Source organism: Priestia sp. JSM ZJ58, assembly GCF_044383985.1.
GTDB classification, from domain to species: Bacteria; Bacillota; Bacilli; order Bacillales; family Bacillaceae_H; genus Priestia; species Priestia zanthoxyli.
In genome coordinates this window covers 399,640-416,383 of the sequence record NZ_JBISEM010000001.1, presented here as the reverse complement: position 1 = coordinate 416,383, position 16,744 = coordinate 399,640, and the positions used below count along the sequence as shown (strand labels likewise).

Genomic DNA, 16,744 nt, shown 5'->3' with positions numbered 1-16,744 from the left:
CTCCCGCTTCTTATTTATGCCCCATTTTCATACATAATAAAAGCCGACTCACTTGAGTCAGCTTTTACTAGTCAATCATGATTAAAAATTAAAGGCCGCATTTCAGCTGTGCACCACAGTTTGTACATGTGTTGCATCCGCCCATTTCCTCTACCGTTCCTTGACGGCAAACCGGACACGTATTACCTACTTCAGAACCGATTGTTACATCAGTTGAACGAATTTCATTAATTGTATCAACTAACACAACGTGTGGTTTTGTTTCTTCTTTTGGCGCTTCAATTTCTTCATCAAATGTATTTTCTTCTGCTTTTAGCGTTAAGACTTGTGCATCACGGCTTCCGTCTACGTACACCGTACCGCCTTTTGCTCCGCCTTTATACAGACGCTCGTACACTTTTTGAACTTGCTCTACCGTGTAACCACGAGGAGCGTTTACTGTTTTACTAATTGAGCTATCAATCCAGCGCTGAATCACACATTGCACGTCCGCGTGAGCTTGTGGTGCAAGTTCCATAGCTGAAATGAACCATTCAGGAAGATTGTTTGGATCTGCTTCTGGATGCTGATCTAAATACTCTTGAACGATATCAGCTTTCACTTCAATAAACTTACCTAAACGACCGCTTCGGAAGTATGAGAATGAGAAATAAGGTTCAAGACCCGTTGATACTCCAACCATCGTTCCAGTACTGCCTGTTGGCGCTACTGTTAATAAATGAGAGTTTCGGATACCGTGCTCTTTAATGTTTTCACGAATATCTTCAGGCATTTTTTTCATGAAGCCTGTATTTGTGAATGCTTCACGTAAAGAAGCCGTTTCAGCATCTGTTTCGCCCACTAAGAACGGGAAGCTTCCTTTTTCTTTTCCAAGCTCTACAGACGCGCGGTAAGCCGTCGTGGCAATTGTTTCAAACACTTTATCTACTAACTCATTGCCTTTGTCAGAGCCGTATTCTGTTTCACAATAAATAAGAAGATCGTGAAGACCCATTACACCAAGACCAACGCGGCGTTCGCCAAGCGCTTGCTTTTGGTTCTCTTCTAAGAAATAAGGAGTTGCATCAATAACGTTATCTTGCATTCTAACGCCCGTTTCAACCGTTTGACGTAGCTTTTCAAAGTCAACTGTTTTTGTTTCTTTATCTGCCATTTGCGCTAAGTTAACAGCAGCTAAGTTACAAACAGAGAATGGTGCAAGTGGTTGTTCACCACATGGATTCGTTGCAACAACGTGCTGACCATATGCTTGAGCATTTGTCATGTCATTGGCATTGTCGAAGAAGAAAATGCCTGGTTCAGCTGAGTACGTTGCACAAATATTAATTAAGTTCCATAGCTCTTTTGCACGGATAGTACGGTACGTACGAACTTTGTTTCCTTGTTTTGCCCACTCGCGCACGTCGCCTACTTCGTGCCAGTTTTCATTGTAGTTAGCCATTTCTTCTTTTGAATAGCTTTCTACGTCTGGGAAGCGAAGTTCGTATTCACCGTCGTTTTCAACAGCATCCATAAAATCTTTTGTTAAGCATACAGAAATGTTTGCTCCTGTTAAAAACTCTGAGTTATGAACGCTGTACGTCCCGCCTGTTTGCAGCTTTTCTTCTGCATCTTTAATGATTTTTTCGTTGAATCCACCAAGGCCAGGAATTTGTTTATAGTTAATGATTCCTTGGTACATTGCTTCTTCAGACTCTGTTAGCGGCGTGAACTTCAATTTATCTTGAGCGTGCTTTTTAATCATTTCGTCATTTGTGTTTTCAATTAAGAAACGTAAAATGCGAGGGTTTTGCATTTTAGAAATAATAAACTCTACAATGTCAGGATGCCAGTCGGCAAGCATGATCATTTGAGCCCCACGACGCGACCCACCTTGCTCAACAAGATGCGTCAGTTTAGCAATATCATCCAACCATGAAACCGAACCAGATGATTTGCCGTTTACACCGCGAGCCAGCGTGTTGCGCGGGCGAAGAGTTGAACCATTCGTTCCAACACCGCCTCCGCGGCTCATGATTTCCATTACTTGTTTGCGGTGTTCTGAAATACCTTCACGTGAATCTTTTACATAAGGCATTACGTAACAGTTAAAGTACGTTACGTCCGTGTCAGCACCTGCACCGTAAAGAACGCGGCCAGCTGGTACAAAGTTTAGCTGAACAAGCTCTTGATAGAACTTTTCAAACCACTCTTTGCGCTTTTCTTCTGTTTTTTCCACAGAAGCTAAGCCTGTTGCATTACGTTTTGCAATTTGCTCATAGAAGACCTCTAGAGGTTTTTCAATGACATCTAAAGAACGAGTAATTAACCCATTTTCTGCTTCTTCAGGTGATAAAGCTCCTCTAAACTCATCTTCTACCTTGACAACAGCGGTTTTTTGCTCAAAATTAATGCTTTCCACATAGCCAAGTCCTCGTGCTGGAAATTTTGGGTCTTCTTTTACAGTTAGAACAACAAAATCTCCTTCTGATAACGTTAATTTTTCCGTATCTTTAAACGCATAGCGGTCTAACATTACCAATCTTGAAACACCTTTATGAGTTAACTTCATATCCGGTGTAATCGGATGTACTTGCGGAAAGCGTTCAATATCTGAATTGAGCTTTTCAACATTCATATTCACTTTTTGATTTAACAAAACAGTCATTCTCACAACTCCTTACCTATCGAACATCTATAAATTTATTAACTCTATTTCCTTTTAAAGGAAATAGAGTTTTTCAATCAACTATCAATAACTTACCACACGGCTTGGACGAATTCAATATATAGTATTTGACACTTCTCCAAACATCTACATATAGAAGGGTGTCAAGTGAAATATTTTTTTTTTCGTAAAAAAAGTGTTTGACTTTTCTTCCCTATGTATTCTATTAGCCAAGCACTGTTTCTAAAAATTCCAATAAAAAGTGCAACTTATAAGAAGTTGCACTTTTATCTATTTACCATCCGCATTCGTTTAGCGCTTAAAGTTCCATTCATCCGATCCGTACTTTGTGCGCGCTAGTTCTTCTACATATGCTTCCTCTTCTTCAGACAGTGTATACGGTTCTAAATCGATATCAAGAGCAGAAGCAAATCCTTTATAAAACGCTTCTTTTGCTTCTTCGATAGAAATTTTGCGGCCCGCAATTGCATTGATCGCTACCGCTTTAGAACGAAATGCGCGCTGCATTCTTTCTTTCACGCGGTCATTTGGATAATTAAACACGCTGAATAATTTATCTTCATCAATCTCTAACAGAATAGAGCCGTGCTGTAGAATAACTCCTTTTTGTCTAGTTTGGGCACTTCCAGCAATTTTGCGGCCCTCTACAACAAGTTCATACCAAGAAGGAGCATCAAAGCACACGGACGAACGAGGGTTTTTTAAGCTATTTTTTTCTTCTTCTGAACGAGGAATAGCAAAATAAGCCTCGAGCCCTAACGAACGAAATCCTTCCAGTAAACCTTCTGAGATGACGCGATATGCCTCTGTAACTGTCTTAGGCATATTAGGATACTCTTCAGATACAATGACGCTGTAAGTAAGCTCTTCATCATGAAGCACGCCCCTGCCGCCCGTTGGACGTCTCACAAAGCCTAATCCTAATTCTTTTACTTTATCAAAGTTAATTTCTTTTTCAGCTTTTTGAAAATAACCGATCGACAGCGTTGGAGGGTTCCATCCGTAAAAACGAATCGTAGGTGGAATTTCTCCTTTACTATGCCATTCTAATAACGCTTCATCTAACGCCATATTGTAATAAGGCGAACGGTTGTTGGAATCAATAAATCTCCACTTTGCTTTCATCTACCTCATCCTCAGCTATATGTAATATAAAAATAAATCCGTTTTTTAGTCTACCAAAAGATTGAGCTAAGGAAAAGCAAAGAGCAACATAAAACTGCGAATTCAAATGTGGTAGTTTTTTCATTTTGGGGAAGAAATCCGCTAGATTCAAGGCAAAATCGCTTTACTTCTAATTTCATTCACTTATATAATAAGAGTATGGATTTTGTCGAAGAAAGGAAGAATCAGCATGTCACCAATTACAGCAGTACTCATTTTACTTGGAGTAATCATCATATACTCTGTCGTTATGTTCTTTATCCAACGTCGCATTATGAAAACGTTAACTGAAGAAGAATTCCGCAGCGGCTACCGCAAGGCACAGCTAGTTGATATTCGCGAACCGAATGAATTCGAAAACGGACATATTTTAGGCGCACGAAATATTCCTCTTTCACAGTTCCGTATGCGCATTAAAGAATTTCGTCCAGATCAGCCTGTGTACATCTATTGTCAAAGCGGAATGCGCACAGGACGTGCAGCACAAATGCTTCGTCGCCACGGTGTTCAAGAAATCTATGATTTAAAAGGCGGCTTCAAAATGTGGAACGGTAAAGTAAAAAAGAAAAAATAATGGTATGTATATAGAAAAACCTCGCCTTTGGGCGAGGTTTTTTGTTAGACGTTTTGAACAGCCTGTTCTTTCTGATAGCGAAGAACTGGTTTTCTCGCTGCCAGCGTTTCGTCAAGGCGCTTCACAACCGTTGTATGCGGAGCTTCCTGTACGAGTTCAGGCGTCTCTTCTGCTTCTTTTGCAATTTGAATCATCGCATCGATAAACGCATCTAGCGTTTCTTTCGACTCCGTTTCCGTTGGTTCGATCATCATGCACTCTTCTACGATAAGAGGGAAGTAGATAGTCGGCGGATGATAGCCAAAATCAAGCAGTCGTTTCGCGATATCCAATGTGCGCACACCAAGCTTTTTCTGACGTTTTCCTGATAAAACAAATTCGTGCTTACAGTGACGGTCAAACGGCAGCTCATAGTGTTCTGCTAAACGACGCATCATATAGTTGGCATTTAGCACAGCGTTTTCCGTTACGGCTTTTAAGCCGTCTGGACCCATTGAACGAATATACGTATAAGCGCGAACGTTGATACCGAAGTTGCCGTAAAACGGCTTTACGCGTCCAATTGACTGAGGACGGTTATAGTCAAAGTGATAGCCTTGTTCTGTTTTCACAAGCACTGGTTTAGGCAGATACGGAATTAAATCTGCTTTTACCCCTACCGGACCAGAACCAGGACCGCCGCCTCCATGAGGACCTGTAAAGGTTTTATGAAGATTTAAATGAACAACGTCAAATCCCATATCTCCAGGACGAGCTTTGCTTAATACTGCGTTTAAATTTGCACCATCATAATAAAGTTTTCCACCTGCTGCGTGAACAATTTCAGCCATTTCTAAAATATCTTCTTCAAATAACCCTAGCGTATTTGGGTTTGTTAACATTAAAGCGGCTGTATCTCCTCCCACTACGCGGCGTAAATCCTCTAAGTCCACTAAACCATGTTCATTTGATTTTACCGTTACCGTTTCAAATCCCGCAACTGTTGCCGAAGCAGGGTTCGTTCCGTGAGCTGAGTCTGGAACAATGACTTTTGTTCGCTGCGTCTCACCATTTGCTTCATGATAGGCACGAATCATCATAAGCCCGGTCCACTCGCCATGAGCACCCGCTGCTGGCTGAAGTGTTACTTCATCCATTCCCGTAATTTCTGTTAAATGCTCTTGTAAATCATATAAAAGTTCGAGAGCACCTTGAACCGTTTGCTCATCTTGAAGCGGATGAATATGCGCTAACCCAGCAATGCGTGCTGCTTGTTCATTCACTTTTGGATTATATTTCATCGTACATGAACCAAGCGGATAAAACCCTGAGTCTACTCCGTGATTTCGTTTTGAAAGCGCGGTGTAATGACGCATAATATCGAGTTCTGATACTTCAGGAAGCTCAGGAGCTTCGGTACGGACATACGCTTTTCCAAGCAGCTCTTCAGCATTTACTTGCGGAACATCTAACTCCGGCAATGAATAGCCGATTCGCCCTTCTTTACTGCTTTCAAAAATAAGTGATTGATTTTGATTAAGCATGAAGATCCCCCAATTCATTTACAAGTTGGTCAATTTCCTCTTTTGTACGGAGTTCTGTAAAAGCAAGCAGCATGTGATTTTCAAGCGCTTGGTTATCACGGCTAAGATCATAACCGCCAATTATTTTTGATGCTAATAAATGATTGTTTGCTTCTGTTACCGAAACAGGAAGCTTCACGACTAGTTCGTTAAAAAACGGTCCTTCAAATGCTACATTTACCCCTTTTGCCTTTAACGCTTCATATGCATAATGCGTTTTTGATAAGTTTTGCAGCGCCATTTCTTTTACACCTTGCTTGCCTAAAGCTGTCATGGCAACTGATGCTGCTAAAGCATTTAACGCTTGATTTGAACAAATGTTAGACGTCGCTTTATCACGGCGTATATGCTGCTCACGCGCTTGAAGGGTTAAAACAAACCCTCGCTTACCGTTTTCATCGACCGTTTGCCCTACTAATCGTCCAGGAATTTTTCGCATAAGCTTAGACGTAGTTGCAAAGTATCCGCAGTGCGGGCCTCCAAATTGACTTGGAATACCAAATGGCTGTGCATCTCCAATGACAATATCAGCTCCAAATTCTCCAGGAGGCGTAAGTAAACCTAATGATAAAGGATTGCTTGAAACCACAAACATACATTTTTCTTGATGAGTAATTTCTTCAATTTCTTTTAACGGCTCGATTTGTCCGTAGAAATTTGGATACTGGACAATAACAGCTGCCACGTCACTTCCCATCTCTTTTTCTAATGCAATCATATCTGTTACGCCGTCTGCTGCAGGGATTTCTACCACTTCAATATATTGACCCTTCGCATACGTTTTTAACACATCTTTTGACTCAGGGTGAACGGCCGCAGAGACAAGTACTTTTTTCTTTTTCGTTTGACCCGCACTGAGCATAGCGGCTTCTGCTAAAGCAGTTCCTCCGTCATACATAGAAGAATTGGCCACGTCCATCCCCGTTAACTCACAAATCATTGTTTGAAATTCAAAGATGGCCTGAAGTTCTCCTTGAGAAATTTCTGGCTGATACGGAGTATAGGCAGTATAAAATTCCGAACGAGAAATAACATGGTCAACAATAACCGGCATGTAATGATCATAAACTCCCGCTCCTAAAAAAGAAGAATATTCTTTCAAATGAGCATTTTTTGCAGCCATATTATTTAATTCTTTTAACAGCTGAGGCTCTGAAGCCGCTTTTTTAATATTGTATTCTCCTTGAAAACGAACGCGCTGCGGAATATCTGAAAATAAATCATCAACGGATGAAACACCAATTGCTGCTAACATTTGCTGCTGATCTTGTTCTGTCATTGGTAAATAGCGATGTAACATGTTAAATTCCTCCCCAAAGCTTACTTTGAACGTTTATAAAAAGGTGTTGAAACCACTTTTGCTTTTAAGCGTTTTTTCCGAACCTGCACTTCCACTTCTTGACCAAGCTCTGTATACTCTGCTGATAATAGCGCTAAACCGATGTTTTTCTTTAATGTCGGTGACTGTGTACCTGTTGTCACAAATCCAATTTGTTCTTCATCTGCAAATACTTCGTAACCGTGTCTTGGTATACCTTTATCAATCATTTCAATTCCTACCAGCTTACGAGGTGCCCCGCTTTCACGCTGTTCTTTTAACACTTCTTTTCCAATAAAGCTGTCTTTGTTCGTTTTTACTGCAAATCCAATTCGAGCTTCAATGGGCGTAATATCTTTTGAAAGCTCTTGGCCATATAAAGCCAAAGTAGCTTCAAAACGCAGCGTATCGCGAGCTCCTAGTCCGCAAGGCAACACACCGTCCTCACTTCCTGCTTCTAAAATAGCCGTCCACAAGTGAGAGGCGTCAGCTGAAGAACAATAAATTTCAAAACCATCTTCTCCGGTATATCCAGTACGTGAAACAAGAGCATTTACATTCGCTACTTCTACATCATCAGCAAATGTAAATGGCTTTAATGAAGCTAAATTTTCATTCGTTAACGTTTGTAAAACTTTTTCTGCTAAAGGACCTTGTAATGCTAGCTGCGCAGTTTCATCAGATTGATTAACGAGCGTTACATCTCCTTGCTTGTGAGACACAAGCCACTCATAGTCTTTTTGAATATTAGCAGCGTTTACGACCAGCAAATACTCTTGATCTGCTTTTTTGTAAATCAGCAAATCATCTACCGTGCCTCCGTCTTCATAACACATAGCCGTATACTGCGCTTTTCCATCTACAAGGGTAGAAACGTCATTTGTCATCGTATGCTGAAGAAAAGCTAAGCTATCAGCTCCTGTCACAAGAATTTCTCCCATATGAGAGACATCAAAAAGACCTGCCTTTGTACGTACAGCTTCATGCTCTTCTTTAATAGAAGAAAATTGAACGGGAAGAGCCCATCCTCCAAAATCAATTGTTTTGGCACCATATCTTTGATAGGTATCATAAAGCGGCGTTTTGTGTAATTCTGTTGTCATATTTATGTCCTCCTCTTTTTCACGTGAAACTTTTCATAACGGGGAGTTTTCAAATAGTGTGGGGATCACTATGTATCCAAACAAAAAAGGACAGAAAACCCCCTACTGTATTTAGTAGGAAGTCTCTGTCCTTTTCACCTGAAAGTTTACCTATAAACGAATAGGTTTGCCTCGTGGGTGGTCTATAAACGCATAGACACTCTCCAGAGCTGCGTCAAACAAGAGTCTTTTTGCCTGAGAGATTCACAATTTTATTGCTTGCTCCTTCGGCGCTACATTCAAGTAGTCTCTCCCCGTGTCGTCATTCGCTTCTATAAAGTTGGTAAAGTTGGGCATACTACTGAAAGATGTATCTATCTTTATTCACACAATCATTTGTAAAGTGCTAATCTATTTTCTTTTTCAAATTTTCTAAATATATTTTTATCCTACCTGATTCTTATCATTTGTTCAATAAAAATTTTTTACAAAGGAGCATTTTTATCATGAAAGTGAAATTAAACATCGATGAAACATGGGAAGCAGCCTTCTCAACTAAATTGGAGCAAGACGGCCCTTGGTCTGCATGGGATTTGTATAAACTTGCCTATGAAATAGAAGACCAAACGCTTATCTCAGAATTTGAAGGGCTACAAAGCCCAAAACATCTAGCCGATTTAACGCCGCTTCCTCATCAGCTCGAAGTAGCCAAACAAGTAGTCGAAACAATGAATGGGAAAGCCATTTTAGCAGATGAAGTAGGACTAGGGAAAACGATTGAAGCAGGGTTAATTTTGAAGGAATATATGATTCGCGGGCTTGTTAAAAAAGTTCTCATTTTAGTTCCAGCTTCGCTTGTTTCACAGTGGGCTATGGAATTGAATCAAAAATTTTATATTCCCGCGGTCCCTCAAAGAAAATCATATGTGTGGGATCAGTGTGACATCGTTGTATCTTCAATTGATACAGCAAAACGTTCCCCTCATCGAGAAATTGTGCTAGAACAAGACTACGACCTCATCATCATTGATGAAGCTCATAAACTTAAAAACAACAAAACAAAAAACTATGAATTTGTTCAAAGCCTGAAAAAGAAATTTTGTCTGTTGCTAACCGCAACACCGATTCAAAATCGAATTGAAGAAATTTTCAACTTAGTCTCTCTTTTAAAGCCTGGCCATCTCGGCAATAAAGACTATTTCGAAGAATTATTTTCTGCTAAAAAACGCTCTTTGCAAAACGATGAGCACTTAAAAGAGCTTGTTAACAAAGTTATGATTCGAAATCGCCGCCATGATACGGGTATCGAATGGACGAAGCGAATTGTTCAAACCATTCCTGTTGAATTTTCACCGAAAGAACGCGAGCTATACGATGCGATTACGTCTTTTAAAGGAAACGGACTGCACCCTTCAAGCGCTTTTTCAATTTTAACCCTGCAGCGAGAGGCCTGCAGCAGCCGTGAAGCGGTGTATATGACATTAAAAAACATGCTGGAACGTCAGGAAGATCAAAACAGCGCATTAACGGAACATATGATTACTCCGTTAATGCAACTACTTCAACAAGTACCGCAAAATGCAAAAGCAGAAAAAGTTCTGGAGCTCGTTCAAAAAATTGATGACAAAGTTATTATTTTCACTGAGTACAGAGCAACTCAACTGTACTTACAGTGGTATTTAAAACAGCATGGAATTACCTCTGTACCGTTTAGAGGAGGATTTAAGCGAGGTAAAAAAGACTGGATGAAGCAGCTTTTTGAAAGCCACGCGCAAGTATTTATTGCCACTGAAGCGGGCGGCGAAGGAATCAACCTTCAGTTTTGTCATCATATTATTAACTATGATCTGCCGTGGAATCCAATGCGTCTAGAACAGCGAATTGGAAGGGTCCATCGTTTAGGTCAAAAACATGATGTTCACATTTACAATTTAGCCATTCAACATACGGTCGAAGAACATATTTTAAAATTGTTATACGAAAAAATAAACCTGTTTGAACGAGTTGTTGGAGAGCTAGATGATATTTTAACAAAGCTTGATTTAAAAAATATCGAAGAGCATATTCAAGATATTTTATTTCATTCACGGAGTGAAGGAGAAATAAAAATCAAAATGGAGAACTTGACGTCTATTATTCAATACGAAGACAGCGAGGAGGATCAGCATGCAGCAAACTGATATTCATCAATTTTTAAAGCGTTACTTTCTAGCTAATAATTGTTCTATTGTTACAGAAACACCGTCTTATCTGACGGTTCAATTAACGATTGAACTCGACAAAGAATTGATGAATCGTCCATTTTATTGGCACTATATTGAAAAGACGGGAGGAGAAGCAATTCCTGCTTCGCTCACTTTCATTACAGACCCAGCATTTGAAGACGATTCCATTCAAGGCGAACGAATTCATTTTGGCTCACCTAGGCTGCACCAAATTTTCGCTTCTACTCAAAAGCTAGGCGGGTTTATTCACTTGTATGAACAAGTTGCATCAGCTCAGCAAACAAATCAGCCTTTACATCCTTGGCTTGCGTTAAATATTAAAGTCTCGTACAAATGCGATCGCAAAAAAGATGAGCTTTTGTCGCTTGGTATTAATTTAATCAATGGACAAATCGTTGAATCATTTCATGAATTAATCATTAATCAAAATTTGTCATCTAAAATCTCAGACTATTGCTTTACTCTTTCACCTTTTATTAAACCGAAAAGTGCCATCTCACGACTCACATCATATGTGACTGACTATGTTAAAACTCAGCCAACTGAATGGGCTGAAAAAGCGCAGGAAAGATGGTATGAAGACTTAGCGCTTCTTGATCATTTTTACGAAACGGCGGAGGAGCTGCCAGAAATATATATGACCGAAAAAACAGCGCTTCAAGAGCTGTACGAACCGACTATTTTATTCAAGTTTATAAACGGTGGCTTATTTTACATATCGCCTGAAACGATGTCTCGTCAATTTAATAAAACACAAGCCGGTTAAAAAAAGATGAGCATATGATATGCTCATCTTTCTTTTTTCTTTCTGTACCACAGCATAAACGACAGCGGAATCATTCCAAACCATCTGTTTGCAAAAGGTGCTCGCTCTTCTTTTTTTTGAATCTTTTTCGTTTTCCTCTCTTCTTTTGGCTGATCCATATATTGTACAAATTGCTGAGTCATATATTTTACATAATCATTCGTTTTCATATAATCATCTCCTCAGCACTATTATATCCGGAGAGAAAGAGACTTAATCCGTCCACTTCACAATGTGCTGATCCTTTTTTTGAATATATGCGGTTTCTGTCAATGCTCTTCCTTGCAGTGTTTGACACTTTATTTTTAGAATAATCATCTGTTCATCTTCACTTACTACTTCGTATGAAACCGTACCCGTTTCTAATACTAAGGGTGCAGATGGAGATTTATTCTGTTCTTTTATTTCTTTTTTCACATGTACCACCGCGTTTTCTAGAAGATGCTGCAGACGATTTTTCTGCTCTACTTCTTGATAAAATGAACTTTTCGTCACAAAATAAGTGGTTTGCTGAGCTACTAACAGAAGAAAAAGCGCACAGAATGCCAACACAACCGGGAGAATAAACCCTTGCTCATTATGTTTCATAAGCAAGCATCAAAAACGTCGTAATGGTTTCTTCTCTAACTTTGTTAACACCGTCTGTTGAACGAATCAGCAGCCTTTCTTTTTGCTGTTCATACATAATATTCTTAATGTGCTGCAGCACCACTTCATGACCGCTTTCATCCACTCGTCTTCTTATCTTATCTTCATAGCGTTCATAAGTGATGATCTGATTATTTTCCATTTTCAACGTAAGCGTAGTCGCATGAATTCCCACTTCTTTTGCTTCTCGATATTCCATAGCAAGTTGATTCACAAAAATTCCCCACTCCATTTCATTCATACTAAAGTCCGGATTATACGTTTGCTTAGCTAGCGGAATGATAATGGGGAAAAATGAAACAATGATCAAAGAAAGAGTAAAACTGACTAACATCTCTACAAGCGTAAAGCCTTTTTCACTTTTCACTTCAACATCACATCACACTTCTTTTTCATTTTATCAGCGGAATCTGTCCATTCTACACAAAGCTTTTGAGCACTTTCTCCGTTCCACTTCAGATAAAACACAACGTTTTCTTTTATGATTTTTTCTCGCTGTTTATATCCTGCTTCATATTTATATTTCAATAGCTCTTCGTGCAAGATAGCATCAGCTTGATACGAAACATATTGCTTCTTTTCTGCTTCCTTCATCTGAACATACAAAGGAATAATTGTACCGGTTAGGAGTAAAAGCATGCTAAATGAAACAAGCATTTCTAACAAGGTATAGCCCTGCTGACCCTTACATCTTGTCCACATAAAAACGCCCTCTACCTATTTGAAAAGTAACTTTGTATTTAAACTTTTGACTGCTGATAAAAATGGTCTTTGCTTGAGAAATATTGCCGTTTTTGTTGTATTGTATCGTGGAATTGCCGCTTCCAAACGTGATATGAATGGTGGAGTCATAGGCGCGCTTATAAAGAACGGCACGAGAATCAGAAACAATATATTCTGTTCCCTTCGGTGCGAAGTTAATTTTAATTGGAGATTCTCGGTTCATGGCTGTCTGCTGCACATAAAACGTGTCGCTTTGCAGCTGTCGCAAGAATAATGTGATTTTGTAATATTCCACAAGCGGCCGAATGGTTACGATAATGGAAAACATCATCACTTGCACAATAAATAAAACCATCAGCATCTCAATGAGGGTAAATCCTTTTTGCTTAAGAAGAACCACTAGCCGTAACCTTTCCGGTACCGTCAATTTGAATAGCTTGACCATTTGGACACACGGTGCCTTCTTTTAAGTAGCCTCCTGCTTCAAGCTCTTCTAGACTTGGTTTTTCGCCGTTTTCAAGCTCATATACTTGTACCTCAGCCTCTACGGTTTTGACAAGAGCTGAGCAGCCTTTGTTGTTAATAACCGTATTATGCTTTAATACATTTGGAATCATAATGAGCAAAAGCACGGTAATAACGAGCATAACGATTAACATTTCAATAAGGGTAAACCCTTTATTACCTTTTAGAATCATATTCTTTCACCCTTCTACAAGCTCGACATCACTTCTAACATCGGAAGCATAACAGACATATACATAAGCAGAATGACCATTCCGATGAACAAAAATGTAAGCGGCTGTACATATTTTAAAATACGAAAAATAAATTGTTCCATTCTTTCCATCATAAATAGACTGTAATCATACAGCTCTTGAGAAAGCTCACCGTTCTGCTGGCCATGCACAATAACATGAGCCAAGTCTTTTTCATAATGAGATTTAGCTGAAACGATATGATCTAATCGCATTCCTGAGGAAAGTTGATCTGTAAAAGCAAAAGCTTCCACTTGAAAGAACGGATGATGCTCCTGCTTTTGAAAAAGAGCAAAACATTCATAAATAGATAAACCACCGTTTAATAAATTGCTCATATGAACAGAAAAAAAGTAGGAGTTAAATAGCCGTGTGAACGTTCGGATAACGGGAACTCTCATAAAAAGCTGCATTTGAACTACTGGAGGCAATTTTTTAATGTAAATTACATAAAACAAATAAAGGATGATTGGCATACTGATGACTGCAGGTAACACAAAAGGAAAGAACGACATCGCCTGCATAAATAAGAGGATAAACGAAGACTGCTTGTTTCCAAAGGATAAGTACAGAGCTTCAAACTGCGGAAGTAAAACCGTACTTAAAACAAATAAAATGGAAAGAATAAACAGAAGCAGCAATACGGGATATTGAACAAGCTTTTGAAATTTTTTACGATGCCTTACTTTTTCTTCAATCATTGAGCTACTTTCTTTTAAAGCAAATTGAAGGTTTCCATGCTGTTCCGCAAAATATAAATAGCTTAAAATATCACGGTGAAACTGAAGTTTAACAAAAGCATCGTGCAAAGATTCTCCTCGTTTTAACTGCTCAAGACATTTTTCAATATCCGTTTTTTCTTTGTTAGATACTTGAAACGTCAAAAATGAAAGAGCTTGAGAAAGAGTGTAGCCTTTTTCTAAGAGCTTGGAGACCTGCTTAAGAATTTTTGCTTGCTGAGCCAGAGACCACCTTTTTTGTCTATTTGTCTTTACCCCCATCCGTCTAGCGAATGCGGATATAAATAGCCTAGCGCGATTCCTTTTAGAATAACATCTCGGAGCGTCTTATAATCATAATCCGCATTTTCTCCTTTCACTTCTCTCATCACTGCGCTAAGCTCCTTGCCATAAAGCAATTCGTATATGCTGGACTGACGATGCTTCCTCATTTTTTTACAAGCAGGGTGGCATTTTCCCGAACACAGCGGACAGCGAATTTCTACAAGACGCTGTGCAGCTACTGCTACAAGAGTCTGCTCCATTTCTTGAAAGCTAACGCCAAACTCAAGCAGCCTGTACAAAGATCCTTTTGTATCTTTAGTATGCATCGTTGTCAAAACCAAGTGTCCGGTAAGCGCTGCTCTCACAGCAATTTTGGCGGTCTCACTATCTCTTATTTCTCCCACCATGATAATGTCTGGATCATGGCGCAATATAGCTTTTAAACCAGTCGTATACGTAATCCCTGCGCGTTCATTTACCTGCACTTGAAGCACGGTTTCACTCGGTTTTTCAATAGGATCTTCTAGTGTAATAACATTTCGATTAAAAAGGTGCTTTACTTCGTGTAAAAGAGTATATAGAGTAGTGGTTTTACCTGATCCTGTAGGACCGGTAAAAATAATTAATCCATGAGAGAATTTCAAGAGAGAAATAAGCTTTTTAGTATGTTCAGGAAAAAGAGATAAATGTTTGAGAGAGGTAGATTGTTGATGAGGCAAAAGCCGAATAACAAGACTTTCATCATGAGAAGTAGGAAGAGTTGATAAACGCAAATTTACTTGATAGTGATCAACGGAAGTGGTCAATGCACCATTTTGAGGTTTTCTGCGCTCCCCAATATCCATTCCCCCTAAAAATTTAAAATGCGAAATGAGCCGTTCAGACATTTCCTTTGAAATAACCCTCTTTAAAATAAGCTCCTGGTCAATTCGCAGCTGAATCACAGCATCTTTCTTTCGGGGCACAATATGCACATCAGAACTTCGACACTCACATGCATCTCGTATAACGTAAGTAGCAAACTGTTCAATTTCGGTCAAACGATCATCACTCCTTTATTTGTAATGAAGATGATTCTTAAAACACCTAGAAACAGTAATTTCGACCTTTTTCGAGATTTCCCTCCTTCTTTTTTCATTTTTTATAATTTTTTTCGTATACGCTTCTTTTCTTCGCTTCAGTCCTTGTACACGATGTACAACTTCTGTACACCTCTAAACGATTACATAAAAAAAAGACAACGTGATGTAAAACTCTACGCTGTCGTTTTATTCGTTATTTACTGAATTGAGCTTCTTCATCATGTATGCTTACACAACTAGAGACGCAAGACTTGTTTTTTTCTTGACCAAATTTTTAAGTGCAGATTCGTTATAACCTACTACAAGCTTTTTGCCATCCGTTAAAATGGGGCGGCGAAGCAAACGAGGATGTTCAATTAATAGATTGACTACTTGTGATAACGTCATACTGTCCACATCAACATTTAACTTTTTATATTCCTGACTTCTTTTAGCAAGAAGTTCATCCATCCCTTCTGTTGTCATAGAAAGAAGTTCAAGCATTTCTTTATGAGTAGGTGTTTCTCTAAATAAATGACGCTCTTTAAAATTTACATCTTCCTTCACTAGCCACTTTTTCGTTTTACGACATGATGTACAGCTCGGGTACGTATAAAATTTAATTTCTTCCATATGAAACCCTCCCGTTTTTTAGTTATAGATTGTTTATATACATTGTACACGTTTTGTATAACCTTTGTATAGTATTTTGCATACGTTTTGTATAACTTTTTTTTCTTCTGTCGTATTTCAAGGAAAAGATAGCGTTTTCAGGAAAGAAAGGATGTATTATAATGGAAAAGTATCGATATAGTTTCATAAGTGCTTTCTAGTGCTTACACAGCGATGACATTCATCATGACACTAACTAAGTTTGATAAAGGAGGAAATGGACGTGGAACGAATGTACCGTGTAATGGGGTTCTGGACAGCAATTTTCACTGTAATGTTTTACCTCGGTCACATGCATAAGACTTCTTTACTCTTTTTAGCTCAAACAGGTTTTTTTGTAATTCTTAGTTATTTAAAGCTGTCTGAAAGAATGTACATTTACGTTTTTGGAGCATATTTGACCGTCTTTTTTGTGGGGTTCACGTACTGGTCAACTTTTATGATGACACCAGGACAGTAAAGAGAAAAGCGATGGGCTTC

18 protein-coding genes and 1 riboswitch are annotated in these 16,744 nt (G+C 39.0%); of the genes, 4 read left to right on the top strand and 14 right to left on the bottom strand.

Annotated elements, in window-relative coordinates; genetic code table 11:
• Positions 1–88: 88 nt before the first annotated feature.
• Both ACH6EI_RS02125 and ACH6EI_RS02120 read right to left on the bottom strand, forming a co-directional pair.
• On the bottom strand, positions 89–2,647 hold the full coding sequence (locus ACH6EI_RS02125) for a vitamin B12-dependent ribonucleotide reductase (protein ID WP_099331284.1): 2,559 nt from the start codon (positions 2,645–2,647) through the stop codon (positions 89–91).
• 312 nt (positions 2,648–2,959) lie between these two features.
• The gene (locus ACH6EI_RS02120; protein WP_013085005.1) at positions 2,960–3,793 is read right to left on the bottom strand and encodes a lipoate--protein ligase family protein; all 834 of its coding nucleotides are present in this window, start codon (positions 3,791–3,793) and stop codon (positions 2,960–2,962) included.
• A 229-nt stretch (positions 3,794–4,022) separates the two neighbouring features.
• Here ACH6EI_RS02120 and ACH6EI_RS02115 point away from each other — a divergent pair, with 229 nt between their 5' ends.
• Positions 4,023–4,406 (top strand): rhodanese-like domain-containing protein, encoded by a 384-nt coding sequence (locus tag ACH6EI_RS02115; RefSeq protein WP_098112941.1) that lies wholly within the window; start codon positions 4,023–4,025, stop codon positions 4,404–4,406.
• A gap of 44 nt (positions 4,407–4,450) precedes the next feature.
• Here the strand turns inward: ACH6EI_RS02115 and gcvPB are convergent, their stop codons facing one another.
• From gcvPB to gcvT, 3 genes are read right to left on the bottom strand one after another with little or no spacing between them, the layout of a single operon-like run.
• Positions 4,451–5,929: an aminomethyl-transferring glycine dehydrogenase subunit GcvPB gene (gcvPB, locus tag ACH6EI_RS02110; protein WP_397376796.1), complete on the bottom strand. Its 1,479-nt coding sequence runs from the start codon at positions 5,927–5,929 to the stop codon at positions 4,451–4,453.
• Positions 5,922–7,268 (bottom strand): aminomethyl-transferring glycine dehydrogenase subunit GcvPA, encoded by a 1,347-nt coding sequence (gene gcvPA, locus ACH6EI_RS02105; RefSeq protein ID WP_033579704.1) that lies wholly within the window; start codon positions 7,266–7,268, stop codon positions 5,922–5,924. Before gcvPA ends, gcvPB begins: the two co-directional genes overlap by 8 nt.
• Positions 7,269–7,288: 20 nt before the next feature.
• On the bottom strand, positions 7,289–8,389 hold the full coding sequence (gene gcvT, locus ACH6EI_RS02100; RefSeq protein WP_047749843.1) for a glycine cleavage system aminomethyltransferase GcvT: 1,101 nt from the start codon (positions 8,387–8,389) through the stop codon (positions 7,289–7,291).
• A 212-nt stretch (positions 8,390–8,601) separates the two neighbouring features.
• Positions 8,602–8,694, bottom strand: a riboswitch (glycine riboswitch).
• A 180-nt stretch (positions 8,695–8,874) separates the two neighbouring features.
• On the opposite strand from gcvT, the gene ACH6EI_RS02095 reads away from it, so the two are divergent.
• Entirely contained in the window at positions 8,875–10,548 is a 1,674-nt protein-coding gene (locus ACH6EI_RS02095) for a DEAD/DEAH box helicase (RefSeq protein ID WP_033579702.1), read from the top strand.
• Positions 10,535–11,359, top strand: a complete 825-nt coding sequence (locus tag ACH6EI_RS02090) for a YqhG family protein (RefSeq protein WP_099331285.1) — start codon at positions 10,535–10,537, stop codon at positions 11,357–11,359. The genes ACH6EI_RS02095 and ACH6EI_RS02090 overlap by 14 nt, the downstream gene beginning before the upstream one ends.
• Positions 11,360–11,382: 23 nt before the next feature.
• On the opposite strand, the gene ACH6EI_RS02085 is transcribed toward ACH6EI_RS02090, so the two are convergent.
• The 9 genes from ACH6EI_RS02085 to ACH6EI_RS02045 form a co-directional block, all read right to left on the bottom strand.
• The gene (locus tag ACH6EI_RS02085) at positions 11,383–11,568 is read right to left on the bottom strand and encodes a YqzE family protein (protein ID WP_013059170.1); all 186 of its coding nucleotides are present in this window, start codon (positions 11,566–11,568) and stop codon (positions 11,383–11,385) included.
• A 43-nt stretch (positions 11,569–11,611) separates the two neighbouring features.
• The gene (gene comGG, locus ACH6EI_RS02080) at positions 11,612–11,986 is read right to left on the bottom strand and encodes a competence type IV pilus minor pilin ComGG (protein WP_098112944.1); all 375 of its coding nucleotides are present in this window, start codon (positions 11,984–11,986) and stop codon (positions 11,612–11,614) included.
• Positions 11,976–12,413: a competence type IV pilus minor pilin ComGF gene (gene comGF / locus ACH6EI_RS02075; RefSeq protein WP_099331286.1), complete on the bottom strand. Its 438-nt coding sequence runs from the start codon at positions 12,411–12,413 to the stop codon at positions 11,976–11,978. Before comGF ends, comGG begins: the two co-directional genes overlap by 11 nt.
• Complete coding sequence (locus tag ACH6EI_RS02070; RefSeq protein ID WP_098112946.1) at positions 12,410–12,748, bottom strand: type II secretion system protein; 339 nt, start codon at positions 12,746–12,748, stop codon at positions 12,410–12,412. Before ACH6EI_RS02070 ends, comGF begins: the two co-directional genes overlap by 4 nt.
• Entirely contained in the window at positions 12,732–13,169 is a 438-nt protein-coding gene (gene comGD / locus ACH6EI_RS02065) for a competence type IV pilus minor pilin ComGD (RefSeq protein ID WP_016765559.1), read from the bottom strand. Before comGD ends, ACH6EI_RS02070 begins: the two co-directional genes overlap by 17 nt.
• Positions 13,156–13,467 carry a competence type IV pilus major pilin ComGC gene (gene comGC / locus ACH6EI_RS02060; protein WP_016765560.1) on the bottom strand — a complete coding sequence of 104 codons (312 nt, stop codon included), beginning with the start codon at positions 13,465–13,467 and terminating at the stop codon, positions 13,156–13,158. Before comGC ends, comGD begins: the two co-directional genes overlap by 14 nt.
• 14 nt (positions 13,468–13,481) lie before the next feature.
• Positions 13,482–14,528: a competence type IV pilus assembly protein ComGB gene (gene comGB / locus ACH6EI_RS02055; protein WP_033579696.1), complete on the bottom strand. Its 1,047-nt coding sequence runs from the start codon at positions 14,526–14,528 to the stop codon at positions 13,482–13,484.
• The gene (gene comGA / locus ACH6EI_RS02050) at positions 14,519–15,571 is read right to left on the bottom strand and encodes a competence type IV pilus ATPase ComGA (protein ID WP_028411611.1); all 1,053 of its coding nucleotides are present in this window, start codon (positions 15,569–15,571) and stop codon (positions 14,519–14,521) included. The genes comGB and comGA overlap by 10 nt, the downstream gene beginning before the upstream one ends.
• A gap of 270 nt (positions 15,572–15,841) precedes the next feature.
• Positions 15,842–16,225, bottom strand: coding sequence for a Spx/MgsR family RNA polymerase-binding regulatory protein (locus ACH6EI_RS02045; RefSeq protein WP_028411612.1), 384 nt, complete (start codon positions 16,223–16,225; stop codon positions 15,842–15,844).
• Positions 16,226–16,487: 262 nt separating this feature from the next.
• On the opposite strand from ACH6EI_RS02045, the gene ACH6EI_RS02040 reads away from it, so the two are divergent.
• Positions 16,488–16,724 (top strand): DUF2626 domain-containing protein, encoded by a 237-nt coding sequence (locus ACH6EI_RS02040; protein WP_013059179.1) that lies wholly within the window; start codon positions 16,488–16,490, stop codon positions 16,722–16,724.
• Positions 16,725–16,744: the final 20 nt, after the last annotated feature.